Origin of the sequence: Citrobacter sp. Cpo100 (genome assembly GCF_030332595.1) — a bacterium.
Classification (GTDB): Bacteria; Pseudomonadota; Gammaproteobacteria; order Enterobacterales; family Enterobacteriaceae; genus Citrobacter; species Citrobacter portucalensis.
Genome location: NZ_JAOWHM010000033.1, coordinates 243,400 through 268,648, shown reverse-complemented (window position 1 = coordinate 268,648; position 25,249 = coordinate 243,400). Strand labels below are relative to the sequence as shown.

The 25,249-nt window shown below is 52.3% G+C and carries 28 protein-coding genes and 1 tRNA gene; 16 read left to right on the top strand and 13 right to left on the bottom strand.

The genetic code is table 11. The features are described from left to right. Positions 1-47 precede the first annotated feature (47 nt). Genes sid through OGX96_RS11580 form a run of 3 tightly spaced genes read left to right on the top strand, consistent with a single transcriptional unit; the run spans position 48 to position 1,682 of the window. Complete coding sequence (gene sid / locus OGX96_RS11590) at positions 48-851, top strand: capsid size-determining scaffold Sid (RefSeq protein WP_286582519.1); 804 nt, start codon at positions 48-50, stop codon at positions 849-851. Next, positions 848-1,090 (top strand): ogr/Delta-like zinc finger family protein, encoded by a 243-nt coding sequence (locus OGX96_RS11585; RefSeq protein ID WP_000984214.1) that lies wholly within the window; start codon positions 848-850, stop codon positions 1,088-1,090. Before sid ends, OGX96_RS11585 begins: the two co-directional genes overlap by 4 nt. 16 nt (positions 1,091-1,106) lie before the next feature. Beyond that, positions 1,107-1,682 carry a phage polarity suppression protein gene (locus OGX96_RS11580; RefSeq protein ID WP_286582515.1) on the top strand — a complete coding sequence of 192 codons (576 nt, stop codon included), beginning with the start codon at positions 1,107-1,109 and terminating at the stop codon, positions 1,680-1,682. A gap of 341 nt (positions 1,683-2,023) precedes the next feature. Here the strand turns inward: OGX96_RS11580 and OGX96_RS11575 are convergent, their stop codons facing one another. The 4 genes from OGX96_RS11575 to OGX96_RS11560 form a co-directional block, all read right to left on the bottom strand. Continuing rightward, positions 2,024-2,881: a DNA adenine methylase gene (locus OGX96_RS11575; RefSeq protein WP_111466186.1), complete on the bottom strand. Its 858-nt coding sequence runs from the start codon at positions 2,879-2,881 to the stop codon at positions 2,024-2,026. A gap of 93 nt (positions 2,882-2,974) precedes the next feature. Further along, entirely contained in the window at positions 2,975-4,297 is a 1,323-nt protein-coding gene (locus OGX96_RS11570; RefSeq protein WP_200037311.1) for a hypothetical protein, read from the bottom strand. 194 nt (positions 4,298-4,491) lie between these two features. Beyond that, positions 4,492-5,751 carry a tyrosine-type recombinase/integrase gene (locus OGX96_RS11565; RefSeq protein WP_111466187.1) on the bottom strand — a complete coding sequence of 420 codons (1,260 nt, stop codon included), beginning with the start codon at positions 5,749-5,751 and terminating at the stop codon, positions 4,492-4,494. 163 nt (positions 5,752-5,914) lie between these two features. Beyond that, a tRNA-Leu gene (locus tag OGX96_RS11560) sits at positions 5,915-5,999 on the bottom strand. Positions 6,000-6,219: 220 nt separating this feature from the next. Between OGX96_RS11560 and ahr the strand changes: the two genes are divergently transcribed. Both ahr and OGX96_RS11550 read left to right on the top strand, forming a co-directional pair. Next, a complete protein-coding gene (gene ahr, locus OGX96_RS11555; protein WP_048236253.1) occupies positions 6,220-7,239 on the top strand; it encodes an NADPH-dependent aldehyde reductase Ahr in 1,020 nt (339 codons plus the stop codon). A gap of 147 nt (positions 7,240-7,386) precedes the next feature. After that, entirely contained in the window at positions 7,387-8,889 is a 1,503-nt protein-coding gene (locus OGX96_RS11550; protein ID WP_198802592.1) for a helicase HerA-like C-terminal domain-containing protein, read from the top strand. Positions 8,890-8,992: 103 nt separating this feature from the next. Here the strand turns inward: OGX96_RS11550 and lptG are convergent, their stop codons facing one another. The 3 genes from lptG to OGX96_RS11535 all read right to left on the bottom strand — a co-directional run bounded on the left by lptG (position 8,993) and on the right by OGX96_RS11535 (position 11,288). Continuing rightward, positions 8,993-10,075, bottom strand: a complete 1,083-nt coding sequence (lptG, locus tag OGX96_RS11545; RefSeq protein ID WP_008786067.1) for an LPS export ABC transporter permease LptG — start codon at positions 10,073-10,075, stop codon at positions 8,993-8,995. Then, positions 10,075-11,175, bottom strand: coding sequence for an LPS export ABC transporter permease LptF (lptF, locus tag OGX96_RS11540; RefSeq protein ID WP_032942200.1), 1,101 nt, complete (start codon positions 11,173-11,175; stop codon positions 10,075-10,077). The genes lptG and lptF overlap by 1 nt, the downstream gene beginning before the upstream one ends. A gap of 62 nt (positions 11,176-11,237) precedes the next feature. Continuing rightward, a complete protein-coding gene (locus tag OGX96_RS11535) occupies positions 11,238-11,288 on the bottom strand; it encodes a hypothetical protein (RefSeq protein ID WP_212723231.1) in 51 nt (16 codons plus the stop codon). Positions 11,289-11,441: 153 nt separating this feature from the next. Here OGX96_RS11535 and pepA point away from each other — a divergent pair, with 153 nt between their 5' ends. The 4 genes from pepA (at position 11,442) to OGX96_RS11515 (ending at position 17,081) form a co-directional block, all read left to right on the top strand. Beyond that, positions 11,442-12,953, top strand: coding sequence for a leucyl aminopeptidase (gene pepA, locus OGX96_RS11530; protein WP_003025870.1), 1,512 nt, complete (start codon positions 11,442-11,444; stop codon positions 12,951-12,953). Positions 12,954-13,072: 119 nt separating this feature from the next. Continuing rightward, positions 13,073-13,516 (top strand): DNA polymerase III subunit chi, encoded by a 444-nt coding sequence (holC, locus tag OGX96_RS11525; RefSeq protein ID WP_003830256.1) that lies wholly within the window; start codon positions 13,073-13,075, stop codon positions 13,514-13,516. Beyond that, the gene (locus tag OGX96_RS11520) at positions 13,516-16,371 is read left to right on the top strand and encodes a valine--tRNA ligase (protein ID WP_286583078.1); all 2,856 of its coding nucleotides are present in this window, start codon (positions 13,516-13,518) and stop codon (positions 16,369-16,371) included. Before holC ends, OGX96_RS11520 begins: the two co-directional genes overlap by 1 nt. 206 nt (positions 16,372-16,577) lie before the next feature. Continuing rightward, positions 16,578-17,081: a GNAT family N-acetyltransferase gene (locus OGX96_RS11515; protein ID WP_286583075.1), complete on the top strand. Its 504-nt coding sequence runs from the start codon at positions 16,578-16,580 to the stop codon at positions 17,079-17,081. Positions 17,082-17,107: 26 nt separating this feature from the next. Here OGX96_RS11515 and OGX96_RS11510 read toward each other — a convergent pair whose 3' ends face one another. The 3 genes from OGX96_RS11510 to rraB form a co-directional block, all read right to left on the bottom strand. Then, positions 17,108-17,938 carry a topoisomerase II gene (locus OGX96_RS11510; RefSeq protein ID WP_235125641.1) on the bottom strand — a complete coding sequence of 277 codons (831 nt, stop codon included), beginning with the start codon at positions 17,936-17,938 and terminating at the stop codon, positions 17,108-17,110. A 165-nt stretch (positions 17,939-18,103) separates the two neighbouring features. Continuing rightward, positions 18,104-18,862 carry a tRNA isopentenyl-2-thiomethyl-A-37 hydroxylase MiaE gene (miaE, locus tag OGX96_RS11505; protein WP_286583073.1) on the bottom strand — a complete coding sequence of 253 codons (759 nt, stop codon included), beginning with the start codon at positions 18,860-18,862 and terminating at the stop codon, positions 18,104-18,106. A 51-nt stretch (positions 18,863-18,913) separates the two neighbouring features. Beyond that, complete coding sequence (gene rraB, locus OGX96_RS11500; protein ID WP_003025845.1) at positions 18,914-19,339, bottom strand: ribonuclease E inhibitor RraB; 426 nt, start codon at positions 19,337-19,339, stop codon at positions 18,914-18,916. 98 nt (positions 19,340-19,437) lie between these two features. Here rraB and argL point away from each other — a divergent pair, with 98 nt between their 5' ends. Both argL and argF read left to right on the top strand, forming a co-directional pair. Further along, positions 19,438-19,533: a putative translational regulatory protein ArgL gene (argL, locus tag OGX96_RS22685; protein ID WP_373371225.1), complete on the top strand. Its 96-nt coding sequence runs from the start codon at positions 19,438-19,440 to the stop codon at positions 19,531-19,533. After that, positions 19,503-20,507 carry an ornithine carbamoyltransferase gene (gene argF, locus OGX96_RS11495; protein ID WP_048236254.1) on the top strand — a complete coding sequence of 335 codons (1,005 nt, stop codon included), beginning with the start codon at positions 19,503-19,505 and terminating at the stop codon, positions 20,505-20,507. Before argL ends, argF begins: the two co-directional genes overlap by 31 nt. A gap of 107 nt (positions 20,508-20,614) precedes the next feature. Here argF and OGX96_RS11490 read toward each other — a convergent pair whose 3' ends face one another. Further along, the gene (locus OGX96_RS11490) at positions 20,615-21,067 is read right to left on the bottom strand and encodes a YhcH/YjgK/YiaL family protein (protein WP_286583069.1); all 453 of its coding nucleotides are present in this window, start codon (positions 21,065-21,067) and stop codon (positions 20,615-20,617) included. A 238-nt stretch (positions 21,068-21,305) separates the two neighbouring features. Between OGX96_RS11490 and pyrL the strand changes: the two genes are divergently transcribed. The 5 genes from pyrL (at position 21,306) to ridA (ending at position 23,317) form a co-directional block, all read left to right on the top strand. Then, positions 21,306-21,407 carry a pyr operon leader peptide gene (pyrL, locus tag OGX96_RS11485; protein ID WP_003025819.1) on the top strand — a complete coding sequence of 34 codons (102 nt, stop codon included), beginning with the start codon at positions 21,306-21,308 and terminating at the stop codon, positions 21,405-21,407. Then, positions 21,388-21,441: a pyrBI operon leader peptide gene (locus OGX96_RS22610; protein WP_106875647.1), complete on the top strand. Its 54-nt coding sequence runs from the start codon at positions 21,388-21,390 to the stop codon at positions 21,439-21,441. Before pyrL ends, OGX96_RS22610 begins: the two co-directional genes overlap by 20 nt. Positions 21,442-21,443: 2 nt before the next feature. After that, on the top strand, positions 21,444-22,379 hold the full coding sequence (gene pyrB, locus OGX96_RS11480; RefSeq protein ID WP_003025818.1) for an aspartate carbamoyltransferase: 936 nt from the start codon (positions 21,444-21,446) through the stop codon (positions 22,377-22,379). Positions 22,380-22,392: 13 nt separating this feature from the next. Beyond that, the gene (gene pyrI, locus OGX96_RS11475) at positions 22,393-22,854 is read left to right on the top strand and encodes an aspartate carbamoyltransferase regulatory subunit (protein WP_003025816.1); all 462 of its coding nucleotides are present in this window, start codon (positions 22,393-22,395) and stop codon (positions 22,852-22,854) included. A gap of 76 nt (positions 22,855-22,930) precedes the next feature. Next, on the top strand, positions 22,931-23,317 hold the full coding sequence (gene ridA / locus OGX96_RS11470) for a 2-iminobutanoate/2-iminopropanoate deaminase (protein WP_000047544.1): 387 nt from the start codon (positions 22,931-22,933) through the stop codon (positions 23,315-23,317). 91 nt (positions 23,318-23,408) lie between these two features. Here ridA and OGX96_RS11465 read toward each other — a convergent pair whose 3' ends face one another. After that, entirely contained in the window at positions 23,409-24,695 is a 1,287-nt protein-coding gene (locus OGX96_RS11465) for a TRAP transporter large permease (protein WP_286583066.1), read from the bottom strand. A gap of 30 nt (positions 24,696-24,725) precedes the next feature. Next, positions 24,726-25,235 carry a TRAP transporter small permease gene (locus OGX96_RS11460; RefSeq protein ID WP_286583064.1) on the bottom strand — a complete coding sequence of 170 codons (510 nt, stop codon included), beginning with the start codon at positions 25,233-25,235 and terminating at the stop codon, positions 24,726-24,728. Positions 25,236-25,249 lie beyond the last annotated feature (14 nt).

Sequence of the window (25,249 nt, the reverse complement as noted above, 5' to 3'; positions counted from 1 at the left end):
GGGACGGCAGAATGGCGTCAGGTTGAAAACACAGAGAGAACCCGACGATGAAACCAGATTTGTTTACCGCAGTAATGAAAACCATCGGCAGCACGCAGGATGAGAACATCCGCACGGCCATTGACAGCGCACTGGATACCCTTAACGAGAAAGCAAACCAGAACGCAGAGGCCACGATAAATAATGCGCTTGAGGCATTCAGCAAGGCCAAATCCGTGCACACGGAAAACATGCTGAAACTGAATGATATTGATGCGGCTATTACCCGCAGCGAGAAAGAGCGTCAGAACGCCCTGAATGAAAGTGCCGAAGCCGAACAGAACTGGCGTACCCGTTTTCGCGAACTGCGCGGCATGATGACCCCGGAACTGAAAGCCGAACACAGTCAGCGAGTGGCCGGTCGGGAGCTGGCGGAGGAATTCACCGCCCTGATTGATGAACTCAACGATGATAAAGCCAGTACCATGCTGGACGCCTGTACATCAGGAAAAGAATACATCAGCGCCCATTCAGAGGCGCTTTCTGTCCATGCCCGGAATGAGTGGGCGGCGGTGATGAAGGCGATTCCCCCGGCGCTGATACGCGCTTTCGCGTTACGTCTGCGTGAACTCGAGATTAAGGGAGAAGAACACCCTCACAACGTTCTCATTCAGGAGCTGGGTGAGAATGTGCTGGCGCAAAGCAGGTACTACACATTCAACATGGAGCATGAGCCGGTAATTTCAAAAATTGGGCTTCACCGTCCGGCACTCACCGGCGTGGACATGAAGCTCTTTAAAAGCCCTGTTCTCAGAATGGCGCGGGCTAAAGAGCTGGCACAGAAGAAAAAATCGCGGGGGGTTAAGCCATGATGCGCTGTCCGTACTGCAAACAGGCTGCCCATGTCCGTACCAGCCGTTACCTGTCGGATAACGTCAAACAGAGCTACCTCCAGTGCGTGAATGTCTTTTGCTCCGCAACCTTTCGCACCACCGAGTCTATCGACGAGGTGATACGGCCACCGGCAGAAGAAAAGCCCGAACCACCACAGACAGTACCAGAAACACCGCCCCGAATTCTGGACTGCGCCCGCTCATCGCTGCGCCACTGATTCAGGAGAAAAGACAATGGCACGAGCACTACTGGAACAGGCCTTTGAAACCTGTCAGAAGAATAAATCGGACTGGATGAGCAGCAAGTCAGCACTGGCGCGGGCTGAAATGGCGCTGAAAGAGCTGGAGCTGACCTGCACCCGTTATCAGCCGGAGGCAGCACAGGCGCTGCGGGATGATATTGACCTGAAAAAATGGGCGGTAAATAAGTCGGCCGGGCAGTACATCCGGTCACATGAGGCCGTGCAGCGTATCAGTATCCGGCGTCAGCTCCACGCCTTTATGCAGGTAAGCGGCGATGCGCTGGCCGCCGCACTGGCACCGGAATTAATGTATCTCTGCGAACAACCTGACATCGTCAGAGAACGGGCTCTCGACCGGGCGGCCGCCAGTGTTCGCGAAGCGCTGTCCGTTCATGTAACCCGCGGAGGAAATATTGATTACGCAGAGGAAGAACGCGACATTCTGACAACCATCGGTTTCCGGCCTGACAGAGCATCGAGAGACGACAACCGGGCAAAATATACGCCTGAACAGAGTCAGATTTTCATGCGCCGACAGGCCGCGCAGACCCGCAAAAAATCCGCATAAAACGCCCCGAAAATACCCGTCTTTTTAATAAAAATAGCCATGCATGCCTACGCTGCATGGCTTTGCATGCAAAACCCTGAATTTTCCACACCCCGCCGCACCAGCACTGGCGCGGCCTGAGCTCCTTCACGCACCTGCATTAAAAGCGCCCCAGGAAGCGGGCAGGCGTGGCGGGGAGAGCATTGCGCGCAAACACATTAAGCGAATTAATTATTATGACTATAATTCACTACGAACAATTGGAAACCATATTAACAAACCGCCTAATGGCGGTTTGTTAATAAGACACAACACTTTGTTTTGAAATATGGTTTTTATAACCATTCGCAAACTATTTTCTTTTATATTCTAATGATACTCAAATCATTAGGAATTCGAAGACCTTTGCTTACAACTAATAACTCAGTCCCGACTCTTTTGGTTGCCGCACTATAATTGAGATTGAAATTAAACTGCCTACGACCCTTATATAAACAACTTATTTCCATGGCATTATCATAAGTGAGCATCCATGGTTTTCCCACAGATAAAATAACTTCCGAGAGTTCTGCATGATCTCCAGGCTCGTAAAAGTTTGTATATAATGTCGAACCTTTATTATAATATGGCGGATCTATACAAAGAAAAACACCATCCTCAAAAGAAGTATCTATATGTTTAATAAAATCAATAGCATCAAGATTATAAAGATGTATTCTATGTTTATATTTAGAAATTCTTTTTATTTTTTTTATCAAGCCATCTTTATTAAACCGACACCCTAACTTATATTCTCCTTGTTGTTTCATCCCGCCAATAACCCCAGCTTTGAGAATAACACCAGACCTATTAGTCCTGTTAAGGAAAAACGATGAAAAACCCAATTCAAATTCTGAGTAGCGGGTAGGATTAAGTTGTATTTCTCTCTGTTTTTTCCATTCATCGATAGTTATTTCGGTTTCATTAATCTTATCAATGAAATCACTCGTGCTATGGAGTATTGAATTCCAGAATGACCATACCGCTTTGTCTAGATCATTGAGATGAATTTCATGAACTTTCCCCTTGAATAACAAGGACAAAGCTAATCCTGCGCCTCCTGCATATGGTTCTGCATAATGTCCGCCGGTAAGCTTGTTAGACTCAATAATTTTAGACACCATATCAACTATCGAGGTTTTTCCTCCTGGGTATCTTAATGGGGATGGTGTTTGTGGCATGGCTTTACTCTTAAGCTACTGTTTATAGGGCATAGTATACTATAGGCCACTTCGCGTGGCCATAGACTTACAAATTAATCAACTTATTGAAAATTATATATTTTTCAACAAATAAACGACGATTGCGGAGATATTATCCCATTCTCTTTTTAGCGCTTTTGCGTCAGGATACCATCCAGCATGAGCAAATGCGCCTAAAGTCTTTGGAGAGAGAACATTGTTTTCATTGTTTTGAACCCTTCTCAAGGCACCGAGTGCATTAGATTCAATTTTGCTAAATTCGTCTTTATTTTCTTCAAGCTTTTTTATTACTTTATCGAGAACGCTATGAGTCTGCATCCCGCTGGGGTGATTACCATACGTTTTCTCATAGAAACGGCCATACACATTTTCTAAAAAAGCTCTGCAAACTAATGCTGATGCTAACGTATATTCGTCACAATTAAGTGTACGGAGCTCATCATACGCTCTTTTAATAATCTTATCTTTAATAACAACTTTGAAATCACTGGGTATTATATATTTTCTTAAATCTGGGCTCGGGTTATTTACCGGACCATCAATAGGTGGCTGAACAGGTTTTGGCGTCGATGGTTGCTTAGGTATTTTTTCTATTAAGTCATACTCATCTACATGTGTATTAGGAGCATAACCTTCGGTTCTCAATTTCTTAGCATATCGCTCCCAATCATCCTTTTTAGAGCGAGAAGTGACATTATTTTCTCCCGCAAAAAGATCATCAAAGAATTTTTTTAAAACTTTATCAAAATCATCACGAGGTACATCAAGTTTGACATTTGGATCAGAGCGTCCTGTAGTCACCCCTAGCATACTTCTAAAAATCGGGTTCCCAACAAATCTTGAGATTGTTGTCAAAATTTTTGTTTGTCTTTGAGCTGCTGTTATTATTTTCCGTTCTTGCGCATAATCGATAAGTTTCAATGCAAGTGTATTATCTGAGGAATCAAAAAAGCGCGCTTTCTGGGTTGCATCCCAAGTAACTAAGCCAACACCTCCTTGCTCACCATTATGCCTAAGCTCAATCCATGTATTTGCCTCTTCACGACTATCAAATAAAACACAACTTAGTTCTTCAGGAATAATCTCGCTTTTTTCTGAAAGATTTTTAAAGTATGTTTTGTCACCTTCAGGACACAATTCTGGATCATTTAACAGTGTTAAAGCACAGATTCTTCGATTTCCTTCTACAACAACAAAATTCCCCTTACCGTCCTTAATTATTGCTGGTAAATCTAAAGGGCTAATACCTTTCTCAGATATATCCTTAGCTAAGGCCTTTATTTTTTCTGTTTTGACTAAATACTCAATTATTTTCTCTCTATCAGAAATGGGCTCATGTCGAGGATTTTTACTATCCAAGTACAAATCCAACACTCTAACACTTATACTTTCCATGATTTACACCTGAGTTTTATAGTTTTGAAACATCGTATCATCTATCACTTACCACTATAAAACTCAATATTTTCATGCCGTTATAATCTTCAAATTTAATACTGATCACATATCTAAATGATGGTTTTGATAAACACTTAACAAAATAAATCTTCAAAAAAGAGTAAAAGATTTGCATTTACCATAAAAATTAATCACTTAGGTTTTCTGGCATATTCATAAGCAGCGATAGGAGTAATACGATTGACATCAAGGTAATCAGCCCACCATTGAACCATTAACCTACGCTCATCTAAATGTTCAGAAGTATGGATATAAGCCGCACGCACATTATTACGCTCGGAGTGACTCAACTGACGTTCTATAGCATCATCACTCCACAATCCTGACTCACCCAATGCACCACGCGCCATCGTCCTAAATCCATGCCCGCAGACCTCGGTTTTCGTGTCATATCCCATCGCACGCAATGCGCTGTTTACCGTGTTTTCACTCATAACCTTAGTTGCGTCATGATCACCCGGAAAAAGCAGCTCTTTATCACCACTAATCCGCTTTAACTGTTCTAACAAATTCATCGCCTGACGACTAAGCGGAACGATATGCTCCTCTTTCATTTTCATGCCGCGATACGAGTAACGCACCCCTTTGATTTCTTCTCGTTTAGCAGGCACGCGCCAAAGAGATTTATCGAAGTCGAACTCATCCCAGCGCGCGAAACGTAACTCACTGGAACGCACAAAAGTGAGTAAGGAAAGCTCGACCGCGATCCGTGTCATTACGCGGCCACGATATGCAGCAAGACGTGCAAGAAACTCAGGGAACCGGCTGGAGGGTAAGGCGGGGTAATGTCGCGCTTTGGTAGTTGATAGCGCACCGGCCATGTCACTGGCTGGATTAGAGTCGATGTAATCGTTCTGTACGGCATAACGCATAATAGCCGTGACACGCTGCTGAAGACGCTGCGCAACATCATGCTTACCACTGGCATCAACTTTTTTAATCGGGGCTAACAGGTGGCTAGTTTTGAGCTGGCGAATGTCGGACGAACCGATATGAGGGAAGATATAAAGCTCAAGATAGCGAAGAACGCGCGATCGATGGTCTTCACTCCAGCGCTTGTTACTGGCATGCCATTCACGAGCAATGGTTTCGAAAGTATATGCCCCCGAATTCTCGGCCTGAGCTTCTTTCTGTTCGGCTTTTGGATCAATGCCCTGGACTAACAGCTTTTTAGCTTCGTCGCGCTTCGCTCTTGCCTGAGCAAGCGTCACAGTCGGCCAAACGCCAAAAGCGAGGCGATCCTCTTTTTTGTCAGAGGGGCGTCGGTATTTCATGCGCCAGTATTTAGAACCCTTGGCCGAAACCTCGAGATACAAACCGCCGCCATCGGCCATTTTGTAAGTTTTGTCTTTTGGCTTTGCGGTCTCGACCTGTCTGGCGTTGAGCTTCATTTGGGGGCACATTTCTAATCGAAGTTAAGATGCCCCCAATTATGCCCCCAATAACATCCGGATTTCAACGGACAACCTCGGACGACTCAGGACGTAAAAATCGCTGCAAGCATTGATTTTTAAGGGATAATTGGATTTTCTCGGATGGTCTTGGAAGTACTAATGGTGCCGAAGGCCGGACTCGAACCGGCACGTATTTCTACGGTTGATTTTGAATCAACTGCGTCTACCGATTTCGCCACTCCGGCACGGAAGGGATGCGGAAAACGTTGTGGATTATACCTGTCATGCGCCACCATGCAAGCGCCAGCGTGTGTCTGGCTCGCTAAGTGTTGAAAATTTCAGCATTACCTTTCTTAGCTGTAACCATCATCACAGTTTGCCCCCGCCTTAATCCCCCCTTCTGCGAAGCGTCCCGTTTCCCCATGCTCTACACTTCCAGTTCAACACCATACTGAGGGAAACACGATGTCGATGATAAAAAGCTACGCCGCAAAAGCGGCGGGCAGCGAACTCGAACTCTATGAATATGATGCGGGCGAGCTTAAGCCGGAAGATGTCGAAGTCCAGGTCGATTACTGCGGTATCTGCCATTCCGATTTGTCGATGATCGACAACGAATGGGGATTCTCTCAGTATCCGCTGGTTGCCGGGCATGAGGTTATTGGTCGCGTGGCGGCGCTCGGCAGCGCGGCGCAGGATAAAGGTCTGAAGGTTGGTCAGCGCGTCGGCGTTGGCTGGACGGCGCGCAGCTGCGGGCACTGCGATGCCTGTATCAGCGGCAATCAGATTAACTGTCTGGAAGGGTCTGTTCCCACAATTCTTAATCGCGGCGGCTTTGCCGAGAAGCTGCGGGCCGACTGGCAGTGGGTGATCCCTCTACCGGAGAGTATCGATCTGGCGGCCGCTGGCCCATTACTGTGCGGCGGTATCACGGTGTTCAAACCGCTGCTGATGCACCATATCACCGCCACCAGCCGCGTCGGGGTGATCGGTATCGGCGGCCTGGGGCATATCGCCATTAAGCTGTTACACGCGATGGGCTGCGAAGTGACCGCGTTCAGCTCCAATCCGGCGAAAGAGCAGGAAGTGCTGGCAATGGGGGCGGATAAAGTGGTCAATAGCCGAGATCCGGATGCGCTAAAAGCGCTGGCGGGCCAGTTCGATCTCATTATTAACACGGTTAACGTCGATCTCGACTGGCAGCCCTATTTTGAAGCGCTGGCCTACGGCGGTAACTTCCATACCGTCGGCGCGGTGCTGAAGCCGCTGCCGGTTCCGGCGTTCACCTTAATAGCCGGCGATCGCAGTATCTCCGGTTCGGCAACCGGTACGCCGTTCGAACTGCGCAAGCTGATGAAATTTGCCGGGCGCAGCAAGGTGTCGCCCACCACCGAACTGTACCCGATGTCGCAAATTAACGAAGCCATCCAGCACGTGCGTGACGGTAAGGCCCGCTACCGCGTAGTGCTTAAAGCAGACTTCTGATCATCTTTGCCGGGTGGCGTAAGCTTCCCGGCTATTCTCCCCGCTATTCCTGACAGGTTAAATTCTCCTCACAATCTCCGTAATTTAGCGGTGAAGAGTGCGTCACGGTTGCCTATACTCCAGGCAGGATAAATGGAGGAAATCTCAATGAGCGCACCCCTGCTAATTGCCCGCACGCCGGACACCGAACTGTTTTTACTGCCAGGTATGGCCAACCGTCACGGGCTGATTACCGGCGCGACCGGGACCGGTAAAACCGTCACGCTACAGAAGCTGGCCGAATCGCTGTCCGAGATTGGCGTACCGGTATTTATGGCCGATGTGAAAGGTGACTTAACCGGCGTGGCCGAGGAAGGACAAGCCTCTGAAAAGCTGCTCGCCCGCCTGAAAAATATCGGCATTACCGACTGGCAACCGCATGCTAATCCGGTCACGGTGTGGGATATCTTCGGCGAAAAAGGTCACCCTGTGCGGGCCACGGTATCAGACCTCGGGCCGCTGCTGCTGGCCCGTCTGCTGAACCTCAACGACGTGCAGTCCGGCGTGCTGGATATAATCTTCCGCATTGCCGATGACCAGGGTCTGTTGCTGCTCGATTTCAAAGACCTGCGGGCCATCACCCAGTACATTGGCGATAACGCTAAATCCTTCCAGAATCAGTACGGCAATATCAGTAGCGCCTCGGTCGGGGCGATCCAGCGCTCCCTGCTGTCGCTGGAGCAGCAGGGAGCGGCACACTTCTTTGGCGAACCGATGCTGGACATCAAAGACTGGATGCGTACCGATGCCAACAGCAAAGGGATGATTAATATCCTCAGCGCCGAGAAGCTCTACCAGATGCCAAAACTGTACGCCGCCAGCCTGCTGTGGATGCTCTCCGAGCTGTATGAACAGTTGCCGGAAGCGGGCGATCTGGAGAAGCCAAAACTGGTGTTCTTCTTCGATGAAGCGCACCTGCTGTTCAACGATGCTCCGCAGGTGCTGCTGGATAAAATCGAACAGGTGATCCGCCTGATCCGCTCGAAAGGGGTCGGCGTGTGGTTCGTCTCACAAAACCCGTCGGATATTCCGGACAACGTGCTTGGTCAGTTGGGGAACCGCGTGCAGCACGCCTTGCGCGCGTTCACGCCGAAAGATCAGAAAGCGGTGAAAACCGCGGCGCAAACCATGCGCGCCAACCCGGCATTTGATACCGAAAAAGCCATTCAGGAGCTGGGTACCGGTGAGGCGCTGGTGTCGTTTCTGGACGCCAAAGGTAGCCCGTCGGTGGTTGAACGAGCAATGGTGATTGCGCCATGCTCACGGATGGGACCGGTGACGGACGACGAGCGCAACGGGCTGATTAATCACTCTTCGTTGTACGGTAAATATGAAGAAGAGATCGACCGCGAGTCCGCCTATGAACGTTTACAGCAAGGCGTGCAGGCCAGTACCGAGCAGCAAAATACGCCTCCCGCCAACGGTAAAGCTGTCGATGTGGACGGCGGTATTCTCGGTGGGTTGAAGGATATTCTGTTTGGCAGCACCGGACCGCGCGGCGGTAAGCGCGATGGCGTAGTGCAGAGCGTGGCGAAAAGCGCGGCGCGACAGGTTACCAATCAGATAATCCGCGGCATGTTGGGGAGTTTGATGGGCGGGAGAAAACGCTAGCCCCGTGTTACGTTGCCGGATGGCGGCGGAAACGCCTTATCCGGCCTACGGGTCCGGAGTAGGCCTGAAAAGCACAATGCCCTCAGGCCTACGATTACTGTGATTACGACTTACGCAGCATCAGCCACAGGCTTATCAGGAAGAAGCTGGCGCTTGGCAGCAGCGCACCGATAATCGGCGGAATGCCGTACACCAGCGTCAGCGGGCCAAAAATTTGGTCCAGCACATAGAACACAAAGCCGAAGCTAATCCCTGTCACCACGCGCACGCCCATCGGGACGCTACGCAGCGGACCAAAGATAAATGACAGCGCCATCAGCATCATGACCGCTACAGACAGCGGCTGGAAGACTTTGCTCCACATATTGAGCTGGTAGCGTCCGGCATCCTGGCCGCTCGACTTCAGGTACTTCACGTAGTTATGCAGACCGCTAATCGACAGCGCATCAGGATCCAACGCCACAACGCCGAGCTTGTCGGGCGTCAGGTTGGTTTTCCAGGTGCCGCTCACCGTTTGCGAGCCGGTGATTTGCTTCGGATCGGTCAGGTTGGATTCATCTACCTGCGACAAACGCCAGACCTTCTGCTCCGGGTCAAACGTCGCGCTTGCGGCATAGCGTACAGACTGCAGACGGCGCTTGTCGTTAAACGAGTAGATGCTAATCCCGCCTAATTCGGCGTCGCCTTTCACCCGCTCGATGTAGACAAAGCTGTCACCGTCTTTCGCCCACAACCCCTGCTGGGTAGAGAGCAGCGAGCCACCGTACATCTGCTGCGCACGGTAGTTACGCGCCATCTGTTCGCCTTGTGGCGCGACCCATTCGCCGATAGCCATCGTCAGCAGCACCAGCGGAATCGCGGTTTTCATCACCGACAACGCCACCTGCATACGGGTAAAGCCGGAAGCCTGCATCACCACCAGTTCACTGCGCTGGGCCAGCATGCCCAGCCCCAGCAATGCCCCCAGCAGCGCCGCCATCGGGAAGAAGATCTGGATATCTTTCGGCGCACTGAGCAGGGTATACAGCCCGGCGCCCATCGCATCGTAGCTCCCCTGCCCGGCTTTTTTCAGCTGGTCAACGAACTTGATGATCCCGGAGAGCGACACCAGCATGAACAGCGTCATCATGATGGTGGTGAAAATGGTTTTACCGATATAGCGGTCAAGTACACCAAAAGGCTGCATTATACCGCTCCTTTACGCATAAAACGGGCACGTAAGCGGCGCATCGGCACCGTATCCCAGAGGTTAAGCACAATCGCCAGCGCCAGGTACGCCAGGTTAACCGTCCACATCCAGAACACCGGATCCAGCTTACCTTTACCGCCGTTCGACTTCAGCGACGTCTGAACCAGGAAGAACAGCAAATAGAGCAGCATTGCTGGCAGCATCGACAGCACGCGCCCCTGACGCGGGTTCACCACGCTCAGCGGTACGACCATCAGCGCCATCATAAATACGGTGAATACTAACGTGATACGCCAGGTCAGCTCCGCACGGGCACGATCGGTGTCGGTCGTCCACAGCGTACGCATGTTCATCTGGTCGGTATCATTTGGATCCAGCGCCACGGCCTGATGACCGATAATCGCCTGATAATCCTGGAAGTCGGTAATGCGGAAATCGCGCAGCAGCGCGGTACCTTCAAAGCGCGTCCCCTGGTTCAGCGTCACGACCTGAGAGCCATCACGCATCTGGGTAAGATGTCCGGAATCGGCTACGACGACCGAAGGACGAGCGTTGCCTTTCGGGCGGATTTGCGCGAGGAACACGTCTTTGAAGTTGCTGCCGTCAACGCTTTCGATAAACAGCACCGAACTGCCGTTGGTCGCCTGCTGGAATTGCCCCTGAGCAAGCGCCGCCATACCGGGGTTCGCTTTCGCCTCCGCCAGGACTTCGTCCTGATGTCTGGAGGACCACGGCCCGGCCCACATCACGTTGACCGCCGCAATAATACTGGTAAACAGCGCCAGCACCATCGCCGCTTTCACGAGCACTGCCTTGCTCAGCCCGCAGGCGTGCATGACCGTAATTTCGCTTTCGGTATACAGTTTGCCCAGCGTCATCAACAGCCCGAGGAACAGGCTTAAGGGCAAGATAAGTTGCGCCATTTCTGGCACGCCCAGCCCCAGCAGCGAGAGCACCAGATTTGCCGGGATATCACCGTCAACCGCCGCACCAAGGATCCTGACCAACTTTTGACAAAAGAAGATCAAAAGCAGGATGAATAGGATCGCAAGTTGGCTTTTGAGCGTTTCCCGAACCAGATATCTTATGATTATCACTTTAAATACGCCCGTAAAAACCCGTCTTTTGCCGGAATTTAGCTTGTTTCATGGCTTAAACGTCATTTATTCTCTTGAGTCGTCGAAATCGTCGCTAAGATCATTATACTCAACGGATCCACCTCTCAGAAATTGTTCTGACGTGCCAATGCCGTAATAACGTTAAGATTAACACGAAGTCACCGCAACAGCGGGTATGAGTTACGAAAGCTTGCAATTCTATCCGTAGCCACCGCCGTTGTCTTTAAGATTCAGGAGCGTAGTGCATGGAGTTCAGTGTAAAAAGCGGTAGCCCGGAGAAACAGCGGAGTGCGTGCATCGTCGTGGGTGTCTTTGAACCACGCCGCCTCTCTCCGATTGCAGAGCAGCTCGACAAGATCAGCGACGGGTACATCAGCGCACTGCTGCGTCGCGGCGAACTGGAAGGCAAACCGGGTCAAACCCTGTTGCTGCACCATGTTCCTAACGTTCTGTCTGAGCGAATTCTCCTTATTGGGTGTGGCAAAGAGCGCGAACTTGATGAGCGCCAGTACAAGCAAGTCATTCAGAAAACCATCAATACCCTGAATGATACAGGCTCAATGGAAGCCGTCTGCTTTCTGACTGAGCTGCACGTCAAAGGGCGCAATAACTACTGGAAAGTGCGTCAGGCCGTTGAGACGGCACAGGAAACGCTGTACAGCTTTGATCAACTGAAGACCAACAAAAGCGAGCCACGTCGCCCGCTGCGTAAAATGGTCTTCAATGTGCCGACCCGCCGCGAGCTGACCAGCGGTGAGCGTGCGATCCAACACGGTCTGGCGATCGCCGCTGGCATTAAAGCGGCAAAAGATCTTGGCAACATGCCGCCGAACATCTGTAACGCCGCCTACCTGGCCTCTCAGGCGCGCCAGCTGGCAGACAGCTACAGCAAAAATGTTGTGACCCGTGTAATCGGCGAGCAGCAGATGAAAGAGCTGGGCATGCACTCTTATCTGGCCGTCGGTCACGGCTCGCAGAACGAGTCGCTGATGTCGGTCATCGAGTACAAAGGCAATCCGTCCGAAGACGCGCGTCCGATTGTGCTGGTCGGTAAAGGGTTAACCTTTGACTCCGGCGGTATCTCCATCAAACCAGCCGAAGGCATGGATGAGATGAAATACGACATGTGCGGCGCGGCAGCGGTATACGGCGTGATGCGCATGGTGGCCGAGCTTCAGCTCCCCATCAACGTTGTCGGCGTGCTGGCGGGCTGTGAAAACATGCCGGGTGGCCGCGCGTATCGCCCAGGCGACGTGCTGACCACGATGTCTGGACAGACCGTTGAAGTGCTCAATACGGATGCCGAAGGCCGTCTGGTGCTGTGCGACGTGTTAACCTACGTCGAGCGCTTTGAGCCAGAAGCGGTGATTGACGTCGCGACCCTGACCGGCGCGTGTGTGATTGCGCTGGGCCATCACATCACCGGCCTGATGTCGAACCACAACCCGCTGGCGCATGAGCTGATCGGTGCGTCCGAGCAGGCTGGTGACCGCGCGTGGCGTTTGCCGCTGGGTGATGAATACCAGGAGCAGTTAGAGTCCAACTTTGCGGATATGGCGAACATCGGCGGACGTCCTGGCGGTGCCATTACCGCGGGCTGCTTCCTGTCACGCTTTACCCGTAAGTACAACTGGGCGCACCTGGATATCGCCGGTACCGCATGGCGTTCAGGGAAAGCCAAAGGCGCAACCGGTCGTCCGGTCGCGTTGCTGTCGCAGTTCCTGCTCAATCGTGCCGGTTTTAACGGCGAAGAGTGATGTAAAACGCCGGGTGGCGGCTTCGCCTTACCCGGCCTACAACATCACTCAACCGTAGGCCGGGTAAGCGTAGCGCCACCCGGCTTTGCATTTAAATCCACAACAAGAAGCCCCATATCATGAGAAACGCAACGTTCTATATTCTGGACAATGACAACACCGTCGATGGCTTAAGCGCTGTTGAACAACTGGTGTGTGAAATTGCCGCAGAACGTTGGCGTGCTGGCAAGCGCGTGCTGATCGCCTGTGAAAACGAAAAGCAGGCTCTTCGACTGGATGAAGCCCTGTGGGCGAGACCGGCAGAAAGTTTTGTTCCGCACAATCTGGCGGGAGAAGGCCCCAGAGGTGGCGCGCCGGTAGAGATTGCCTGGCCGGAGAAACGCAATAGCAGCCCGCGCGACCTGCTCATCAGTTTGCGCGTTGGCTTTGCAGATTTTGCCACCGCTTTCACAGAAGTGATAGACTTCGTTCCTTACGAAGATTCTTTGAAACAATCGGCACGCGATCGCTACAAAGCTTACCGCGTGGCTGGTTTTAACCTGAATACGGCAACCTGGAAATAATGGAAAAGACATACAACCCACAAGATATCGAACAGCCGCTTTACGAGCACTGGGAAAAGCAGGGCTATTTCAAACCTAACGGCGATGAAAGCAAAGAGTCCTTCTGCATCATGATCCCGCCGCCGAACGTCACCGGCAGTTTGCATATGGGTCATGCTTTCCAGCAAACCATCATGGATACCATGATTCGCTACCAGCGCATGCAGGGTAAAAACACCCTGTGGCAGGCCGGTACCGACCACGCGGGTATCGCTACCCAGATGGTGGTTGAGCGTAAGATTGCCGCTGAAGAAGGTAAAACCCGTCACGACTACGGTCGCGAAGCGTTTATCGACAAAATTTGGCAGTGGAAAGCGGAATCCGGCGGCACCATTACCCGTCAGATGCGCCGTCTCGGCAACTCCGTTGACTGGGAGCGCGAGCGCTTCACTATGGACGAAGGTCTTTCCAATGCCGTGAAAGAAGTCTTTGTTCGCCTGTACAAAGAAGATCTGATCTACCGTGGCAAGCGTCTGGTCAACTGGGACCCGAAACTGCGCACCGCTATTTCTGATCTGGAAGTGGAAAACCGCGAGTCTAAAGGCTCCATGTGGCACATCCGCTATCCGCTGGCTGACGGCGCGAAAACCGCAGACGGTAAAGATTACCTGGTCGTCGCCACCACCCGTCCGGAAACCGTACTGGGTGATACCGGCGTAGCCGTTAACCCGGAAGATCCGCGCTACAAAGATCTGATCGGCAAATTCGTTGTCCTGCCGCTGGTTAACCGTCGCATTCCGATCGTCGGCGATGAACACGCCGACATGGAAAAAGGCACCGGCTGCGTGAAGATCACTCCGGCGCACGACTTTAACGACTACGAAGTCGGTAAACGTCACGGCCTGCCGATGATCAACATTCTGACCTTTGACGGCGACATCCGCGAAACCGCGGAAGTGTACGACACCAAAGGCGAAGAGTCCGACGTTTACTCCAATGAAATCCCGGCTGAGTTCCAGAAGCTGGAACGTTTTGCTGCGCGTAAAGCGGTGGTTGCCGCCGTTGATGCCCTGGGGCTGCTGGAAGAAATTAAACCGCACGACCTGACCGTACCTTACGGCGACCGTGGCGGCGTGGTTATCGAACCGATGCTGACCGACCAGTGGTACGTCCGTGCCGACGTGCTGGCAAAACCGGCGGTTGAAGCGGTTGAGAACGGCGACATCCAGTTCGTACCGAAGCAGTACGAAAACATGTACTTCTCCTGGATGCGTGATATTCAGGACTGGTGTATTTCCCGTCAGCTGTGGTGGGGTCACCGCATCCCGGCATGGTATGACAACGACGGCAATGTCTACGTTGGCCGTACCGAAGACGAAGTGCGTCAGGAAAACAACCTCGGTGCCGACGTTGCGCTGCGCCAGGACGAAGACGTTCTCGATACCTGGTTCTCTTCTGCACTGTGGACCTTCTCTACGCTGGGCTGGCCGGAAAATACCGACGCGCTGCGTCAGTTCCACCCAACCAGCGTGATGGTTTCCGGCTTCGACATTATCTTCTTCTGGATTGCCCGCATGATCATGATGACCATGCACTTCATCAAAGATGAAAACGGCAAGCCGCAGGTTCCGTTCAAGACCGTCTACATGACCGGTCTGATTCGTGACGACGAAGGCCAGAAGATGTCCAAATCCAAGGGCAACGTGATTGACCCGCTGGATATGGTCGATGGTATCTCTCTGGCAGAACTGCTGGAGAAACGTACCGGCAACATGATGCAGCCGCAACTGGCTGAGAAAATTGCCAAGCGTACCGAGAAGCAGTTCCCGGACGGCATCGAGCCGCACGGCACCGACGCCCTGCGTTTCACCCTGGCAGCGCTGGCCTCTACCGGTCGCGATATAAACTGGGACATGAAGCGTCTGGAAGGTTACCGTAACTTCTGTAACAAGCTGTGGAACGCCAGCCGCTTCGTGCTGATAAACACCGAAGATCAGGATTGCGGCTTCAACGGCGGCGAAATGACCCTGTCTCTGGCGGACCGCTGGATCCTCGCTGAATTCAACCAGACCATCAAAGCGTACCGCGAAGCGCTGGATAACTTCCGCTTCGATATCGCCGCGGGCATTCTGTACGAGTTCACCTGGAACCAGTTCTGCGACTGGTATCTGGAGCTGACCAAGCCGGTCATGAACGGTGGTTCCGAATCTGAACTGCGCGGCACTCGCAATACGCTGGTTACCGTGCTGGAAGGTCTGCTGCGCCTGGCGCACCCAATCATTCCGTTCATCACCGAAACCATCTGGCAGCGAGTGAAAGTGATTTGTGGCAACACTGCAGATACCATCATGCTGCAGCCGTTCCCGGAATATAACGCCGCACAGGTTGATGAAGCGGCGCTGGCCGATACCGAATGGCTGAAGCAGGCGATCGTCGCCGTACGTAACATCCGTGCGGAAATGAACATCGCCCCGGGCAAACCGCTGGAGCTGCTGCTGCGTGGTTGCAGCGCTGATGCGATGCGTCGTGTGAACGACAACCGCAGCTTCCTGCTGAACCTGGCACGTCTGGAAAGCATTACCGTGCTGCCAGCCGATGACAAAGGTCCGGTCTCCGTGACCAAAATCATCGACGGCGCCGAGCTGCTGATCCCGATGGCTGGCCTCATCAACAAAGAAGATGAGCTGGCACGTCTGGCGAAAGAAGTGGCGAAAATCGAAGGCGAGATTGCCCGTATCGAAGGCAAACTTTCCAACGAAGGTTTCGTTGCCCGCGCACCGGAAGCAGTTATCGCCAAAGAGCGTGAGAAGCTGGACGGTTACGCAGAAGCCAAAGCGAAGCTGATTGAACAGCAGGCGGTCATCGCCGCGCTGTAATTGCCTATGCCGGATAGCGCTACGCTTATCCGGCAAACGGGCACCGTCATCGTAGGTCGGATAAGTGTAGCGCATCCGACACCACAGACGATAAAGCCTCTGACGCATATGCTCAGAGGCTTTTTATTGAATTATCCTCGCTTGCGCTTCCCCTCGCCGCAGTGGTATTAACTGCATATGTCTCACTTTTATGTCATGAGTTCGCTATGAGTGCCATTACCTCCGTCGCGGCAACGCTGCGCCGAATTTCTGCCGATGATAACGCCGCCATTGCCCGTGTTATCCGCAAAGTTTCCGCTGAATACGGGCTTACCGCCGATAAAGGCTATACCGTTGCCGACCCTAATCTGGACGAACTGTTCCAGGTTTACAGCCAGCCGGGCGCGGCCTACTGGGTGATTGAGCAAAACGGTGAAGTCGTGGGCGGCGGCGGTGTTGCACCATTAGGATGTAGTGAACCGGACATTTGCGAGCTGCAAAAGATGTACTTCCTGTCGAGCGCGCGCGGTCAGGGGCTGGCGAAAAAACTGGCGCTGATGGCGCTCGAACATGCCCGCGAGCAGGGTTTTAAACAGTGCTATCTGGAGACCACAGCGTTTCTGACTGAGGCAATCCGCCTGTATGAGCATTTAGGCTTTGAGCATATCAGCGAAGCGCTGGGCTGTACCGGGCACGTAGATTGTGAAGTGCGGATGTTAAAGCCCCTCTGACCTTACGCCGAGAGGCTTTAGCCGCGTTACTGCATCTCGGCTGAGAGCATCAGTCGAATAACGCCAGCCGCGCGGGCGGTTGGCAGCTTCAGCACCTGTGACCAGAGATCCTGCACTATCTCACAGGCAATCTTCTCTTTGCCGATCGCTTTAGTCGGATCGGCCATGATCTGAATATCCGGCCCATAGCGCTGTACTAACCCCGGGCTTATTGCTTGCAGATCCTGCAACGCCAGCTGTTTCTCTTCTGCCGTGACCGTATGTTTGTTCGGACCATAGGCAGCACGCATCATACTCATATCACTCGCCATACGACGGTTCATGATCTCATGCGGAACCAGACGTGCCGGGTTAATCCCCCCTTTCACTGCCGGAAACAGAAAGCGGAAGCATTCGTCATCACCGATTTTGGCCACAGCAGCGATCTGCTCAAGGTTAATTTTCATATATTCAATGACATTGGCATCTGGCGCCTGCTGCAATCTCGCCATTTGCAACTGAAGAATTTGCGGCTGTATCGCGTCGATAACCTGCTGTTCGCTACTCCCTGCTTTCTTCATCTGCGCAGCCTGGCTGATAATTTTTTGTGTCAGCTCAGGTTCCTGCTCCTTAATCACCTGAAACGCCGGATTGGAGAGCATCGCCTTTTCAAACTGCTGCTCTTCGGTCAGACCATAATCCGGGCTTTCGCGTGGGATCAGGTAGTGCACATCAAACAGATTCCACGCGATAACCGCCACCACAAAGACCACCGCGCCGGAGATCTTGCCCAGCCAGCCTTTTTTGCGAAACATGCCGACGACGATAGCAATCACCGCCCCGATATAACCTGCCAACAAAACGTGTGCCCAGTTCATTAACCATCCTTATGCCAAATCATCTCTGTTACGGGAATATATTTCCCCTTCGTGTGTTTTGATTATTACGGCAGCAGCGAGCGATTTCCAGCCACCAGATTTTGCTAACAGAAACAGGAAGGATTAAACCGCGCGGCGATGGACACCGCGCGTCAAAGAAAGGAATTAAGCTGGCACACCGCTGTGGAAGCGGAATTCATCGTCAGGAGAGGTGATCAACGCGGCTTCTACTTCGCCAAAAAACCGAACCCGGCTACTGATATCATCGGCTGAAACCTGCTGCGCCAGCGCCAGGTAATCCTGATAATGTCGGGCCTCGGATCGCAGCAGCGACAGATAAAACGCCTGCAAATCGTCATCCAGATACGGTGCCAGCGCGGCGAACCGTTCACAGGAACGCGCCTCAATATAAGCCCCGCAAATCAGTTTATCGATTAACGTCAGCGGCTCGTGGGTGCGTACCTCTTTGAGCATGCCTTTAGCGTAACGGCTGGCGGTAATCTTAATATAGGGAATGTTGCGGCTCATCATCGCCTCACGCACCTGCCAGAAATGATGCAGCTCTTCTTTGATCAGCAAAACCATGCTGTCGATAAGCTTGCGTCCCCACGGGTCGTCGGTTTGCGGCATCACGCTTTTGCTTATCTGTTTATTCAGCGCGATAAAATCCGGCTCATCCCCTTCTCTGAAAGCAAACGCTTCATAGGGTTTCAGCCAGTCCAGCAGCGCCTGCGATCCCTGTTTATCCGCGACATACTTACGCACCAGCAGCATCGCCGTTTGCGCCGCTTTCAGCTCACAGACGAGGTGATCGATCAATAACAGTGGGAGATTCGCCGGGTCTCGCGCTTTATCAAGCCAGGCCTGGGGCGTTTTACAGTGCAGGAAGTTGTGGATCGGGGAGAGTATTTGCAGGTAATCCATACATTGTCCTTGGCCTGCGGCAGCCTGGGCTACCGCAGGTCAGTTGATGACTTAGTGACGCACGCCGTCATCATCTTCGTCGACGAGGTCTTCATCGTCGCCGTCTTCACCTTCTTCACCGTTCGGGTCTTCAAAATAGGTGCCCCAACCGTCGTATTCCACATCGTATTTTTCAGCCAGGTTCATCAGCTGCTCAACCTGAGCATCGATCAACTCCGCATTCAGTGCACATTCGCTCAGAATGTCACAGCAAATAACCGTGTCGCCTTCTTCCACTTCCAGCTCTTCCGGCTCGGTCACTTCATAACCCAGCTTGAAGGCTTCTACTGCCGCTTTTTCCAGGGTTTCGAAGTCATCCGCGGAAAGGTGATGCTCGATGGTGTACAGCGCGTCTGGATCGCTGCCATCTTCGAGTAACTCTTCAATAATCAAGCGTGTTTCTTCACGCTGTTCTTCCAGTAGTTCCGGGTTTGCCATGGCTCGTTCCTCATAATGTCCTGCCGATACTCTTATTGTCACATACCGCTGTCATTGCCTCCACCTTTCCAGGAAAGATTTGTTAAACAAGGTTGCAAATGAATAAACATACATATAAATTGAATTTTAATTCAATAAATGGCCTAAGCCATGTGAGGGAACCATGTCTGCGTTTTATCAGAAACATTTTTTGAAACTGCTTGATTTCACCTCTGCTGAACTCACGTCACTGCTTCAGCTCGCCGCACAGCTGAAGGCGGATAAGAAAAACGGCACTGAAGTCGCAAAGCTCACCGGTAAAAACATCGCGCTCATCTTCGAAAAAGACTCAACCCGTACCCGTTGCTCTTTCGAAGTTGCCGCATACGATCAGGGCGCGCGCGTGACATATCTCGGGCCGAGCGGCAGCCAGATTGGCCATAAAGAGTCGATCAAAGACACCGCCCGCGTACTCGGCCGTATGTACGACGGTATTCAGTATCGGGGCCACGGTCAGGAGATTGTCGAGACGCTGGCGGAATATGCCGGAGTTCCGGTGTGGAACGGATTAACCAACGAGTTTCATCCCACCCAGCTGCTGGCGGATCTGTTAACTATGCATGAACACCTGCCGGGTAAAGCGTTTAATGAGATGACGCTGGTCTACACCGGTGATGCCCGCAACAATATGGGCAATTCCATGCTGGAAGCCGCCGCGTTAACCGGGCTGGATCTGCGTCTGGTCGCACCGCAAGCCTGCTGGCCGGAAGAAAGTCTGGTTGCGGAGTGCAAAGCGCTGGCACAGAAAAACGGCGGCAATATTACGCTGACCGAAGATGTCGCCACGGGCGTGAAAGGCGCGGACTTCATCTATACCGACGTCTGGGTATCAATGGGCGAGGCAAAAGAGAAGTGGGCCGAACGTATTGCGCTGCTGCGTAAGTACCAGGTTAATAGCGCGATGATGGCGTTGACCGGCAATCCGCAGGTGAAATTCCTGCACTGCTTGCCCGCGTTTCATGACGATCAAACCACGCTTGGCAAACAAATGGCACAGGAATATGGTCTGCACGGTGGAATGGAAGTGACCGATGAGGTCTTTGAATCCCCCGCCAGTATCGTATTTGATCAGGCAGAAAACCGGATGCACACCATCAAAGCGGTGATGGTGGCGACGCTGGCGAAGTAAGAGCATGGATGAAAAGAATGCCGGATGGCGATGCTAAGCATCTTATCCGGCCTACAATAGCGCTCCCGTAGGCCGGGCAAGGCGAAGCCGCCCCCCGGCAAATACGCTTATGCCACCCGCATTTTCACCACGGCTTTGCGTACCAGCGCTAGTGCACCGACCGCGCACAGCGGTTTATGCACTTCGCCCGGATAGAACACCACGAAATCACCTTCGTTCAGCACCACCGTTTTCTCCTGTCCCCCTTCCGGCAGGAAGGCGATATCTTTATCCGCCAGCCAGTCAGTTTCCGGCGCGCCCGCAGGCTGCGTGCTGAAGGTCATGCCTTCCTGACCTTTGAGCAGAATCTGAATATCCAGATAGCGCGCGTGATACTCAGCGCGGCGCTGTGCAAACGGCTCCGTCATATCTTCAGCAATCAGATAAAACAGACGATCGCCGTCGATGTCGTGCTTACCCTTTTCCGTCGCATCCGTCACATGCGCTTTAATGTGTTCAATCGCCTGACGCAGCTCTTCCGGCAGCCAGGCATCCAGGTTGTGAATATTGCCGACAATCATCTTAAACCCCTTAATTAAAACATCGTTTCATTTTAGTTGTTATACGAAAAAACGGTCTGCCATACTACTGCTATTTGCCGATATTTTGCGTCAACGCATGTTTATCTCATTGTTGCTGTTTGGCATTCAGGGTGAATGAATATTCATGAGAATCGTTTGCGATGAATAATTTGTGAATTTTTCGCTTGATCCCATAACGGAGCTGAGTATAATCGCGGACAATTTGCCGGGAGGATGTATGGTTCAGTGTGTACGACATTTTGTCTTACCGCGTCTGAAAAAGGACGCTGGCCTGCCGTTTTTCTTTCCGTTGATCACCCATTCCGAGCCCCTCAATTGAGGGGCTTTTTTTTTGCCCAGGCGTCAGGAGATAAACATGGCTAACCCGCTCTATCAAAAACACATCATTTCCATAAACGACCTCAGCCGCGATGACCTCAATCTGGTCCTCGCAACAGCGGCGAAATTAAAAGCTAACCCACAGCCGGAGCTGTTAAAGCATAAGGTTATCGCCAGTTGCTTCTTTGAAGCCTCAACCCGCACCCGTTTATCCTTTGAAACCTCCATGCACCGCCTGGGCGCCAGCGTGGTGGGTTTCTCTGACAGCAGCAACACCTCTCTGGGCAAAAAAGGTGAAACACTGGCCGACACTATTTCCGTCATCAGCACCTATGTCGACGCCATCGTAATGCGCCATCCGCAGGAAGGCGCCGCGCGTCTGGCTACGGAGTTCTCCGGTAACGTTCCGGTACTGAACGCAGGCGACGGCTCCAACCAACATCCCACCCAAACGCTGCTGGATCTGTTCACCATTCAGGAAACTCAGGGTCGCCTGGACAATCTGCACATCGCCATGGTGGGCGACCTGAAATATGGCCGCACCGTCCATTCCCTGACCCAGGCGCTGGCGAAGTTCGAAGGTAACCGTTTCTACTTCATCGCCCCGGACGCGTTGGCGATGCCGCAATACATTCTGGATATGTTGAATGAAAAAGGTATCGCCTGGAGCCTACACGGCACTATTGAAGAGGTGATGGCGGAGGTCGATATCCTCTACATGACCCGCGTACAAAAAGAGCGTCTGGACCCGTCCGAATACGCCAACGTGAAAGCGCAGTTTGTTCTGCGCGCCAGCGATCTGAACGGCGCCAGAGCAAACATGAAGGTACTGCATCCGCTGCCGCGTATCGATGAGATCACCACCGACGTCGACAAGACGCCGCATGCCTGGTATTTCCAGCAGGCTGGCAACGGCATCTTCGCCCGCCAGGCGTTACTGGCACTGGTACTGAATAGCGAACTGGCACTGTAAGGGAGAAAAAGAGATGACACACGATAACAAACTGCAGGTTGAAGCCATCAAACGTGGCACCGTGATTGACCATATTCCCGCACAGGTTGGTTTTAAGCTGCTGACGCTGTTCAAACTGACGGAAACCGACCAGCGTATCACCATCGGTCTGAACCTGCCGTCAGGCGAGATGGGCCGTAAGGACCTGATTAAAATTGAAAACACGTTCCTGACCGATGAGCAGGTAAACCAGCTCTCCCTGTACGCCCCGCAGGCAACGGTAAACCGCATTGACGATTACGACGTGGTGGGTAAATCACGTCCGAGCCTGCCTGAGCGTATCGACAATGTACTGGTTTGCCCGAACAGCAACTGTATCAGCCATGCTGAGCCGGTTTCCTCCAGTTTTGCAGTGAAAAAGCGTGCTGATGACATCGCACTCAAATGCAAATACTGTGAAAAAGAGTTTTCGCATTATGTGGTGCTGGCCAACTAATTGGGGTTGGTTATGAGATCCCGGCTCCCTATAATGAGCGGGAACATTCTACTACCGCTGTAATTCAGGAGAAATCATGAGCAAGACTATCGCGACGGAAAATGCACCAGCAGCAATCGGCCCATACGTTCAGGGCGTTGACCTGGGTAGCATGGTAATCACTTCCGGTCAGATCCCGGTCGATCCGAAAACCGGTGCCGTAGCGGAAGACGTGTCCGCTCAGGCACGTCAGTCGCTGGAAAACGTAAAAGCTATCGTTGAAGCAGCAGGCCTGAAAGTGGGCGACATCGTAAAAACGACCGTTTTCGTTAAAGACCTGAACGATTTCGCAACCGTAAACGCGACCTACGAAGCATTCTTCACCGAACACAACGCGACCTTCCCGGCGCGTTCTTGCGTAGAAGTTGCCCGTCTGCCGAAAGACGTGAAAATCGAGATTGAAGCGATCGCCGTTCGTCGCTAAGTCTCCTTGTGCCGGATGGCGGCTTCGCCTCGTCCGGCCAATGCACGGGTCGTTTACAGGCCCGGTAAGCGCGAGCGCCACCGGGCATTTATCACATCACACCAAACAGTTTCGGCAGGAACAGCGAAATTGCCGGAATGTACGTCACGAGCATCAGCACCAGGAATAGCACAAGGTAGAATGGCAACATCGCCTTCACCACCTGCTCTATTTTCTGTTTACTCACCGCACTGGCCACAAACAGCACCGACCCTACCGGCGGCGTAATCAGGCCGATCCCTAAGTTCACCAGCATGATCATGCCAAAATGAACCGGATCAATGCCGAGCGCGTTGGTCACCGGCAGCAGAACCGGCGTCAGAATGAGGATCAGCGGTGCCATATCCATCAGCGTACCGATCAGCAGCAGCATGATGTTAATACACATCAGGATGACGTATTTGTTTTCCGAGATGCTGGTGAAGGCTTCAGTGATACGCATCGGCAACTGCATATAAGTCATGACAGCACCGAACGCGGCGGCAAAGCCTATCAGGATCATGACGATAGTGACTGTTTTCACCGTGCGGAACATCAACTTCGGCAGCTCAGACCATTTATAGTCACGATAGATAAACATGGTGACAAAGAAGGCCCACAGGCAGGCAATTGCCGCAGACTCCGTTGCGGTAAAGATACCTGACAGGATACCGCCCATGATGATCACAACGGTCATCAGGCCCCACAGCGTATCAACGAAAATCTTCAGCGCCTGGCGAAACGGTACACGTTCTCCTTTTGGATAACCGCGCTTGTGCGCAAAAGCCACGCACATCACCATCAGGCTGAGGCTTAACAGCAGCCCCGGCAGGATCCCGGCGATGAACAGCGCGGCAATCGACACCGTGCCGCCGGTCGCCAGCGAGTAAATAACCGAGTTATGGCTGGGCGGCGTAAGAATCGCCTGTACCGAACCACTGGCCGTTACCGCTGCGGCAAAGTCACGCGGATAACCTTTTTTATCCATCTCCGGGATCATTACCGAACCAATGGACGCGGTATCAGCCACGGACGATCCGGAAATAGCGCCAAAAAAGGTTGATGCCACAATATTTACCAGCGACAGTCCGCCGCGGATAAAACCAACAAAAATATAGGCAAAGTTCACCAGTCGCCGCGCAATTCCCCCTTCGGCCATGATTGCCCCAGCCAGAATAAAGAATGGGATCGCTAACAGAGAGAACTTGTTCACCCCGCTGGTCAGTTGGATCATTACCGCTTCCAGCGGAATATCAATATACCAGGCCCCAATGATGGCGCTAATGCCAACCGCGTACGCTACCGGTACCCCAATCGCCAGCATAATGCCGAGCGTAAAGACGAGAATAAATGCATCCATCTGCTTTCCTTTCTGAAATGGGGGCGGTAACTAGCTGGTCGATCCCTGCATGACAACGGGACGTTGGTACTGCGGACCACGGAAAATCTTTTCTGCGATAAACAGCAGCGTTATGGCAGAGCCAATCGGCAACGGAAGATAGTTTTGCCCGGCGCTTAAAAGCGGGAATTCCGCCACGGGCTGGTCCCACAGTTCAAGACAGAGATTGGTTCCGTACCAGAGGATAAACAGGCTTATCGCCACCAACATAACGTCTGCGATTACCGAGCAATAACGGCGGGAAGCATCCCCCAGACGGTCAATCACCATGCTCACCGCGATATGCGAGCCTGCACGATAGCTCACCGCCGCACCAATAAAGGTGAATGTCACCATACAGAGAATAGCGACGGGTTCAGGCCATGACAGGGCGTTATTCAGAACATAACGCGCGAATATACCAATGGGGATAATGGCGACCATGACCAATAATGCGATACCGGCAATCCACATTGATACCCGATAAAGAAAATCCATTACCGATGAATAGCATTCACCCATAATTATCACCTCGA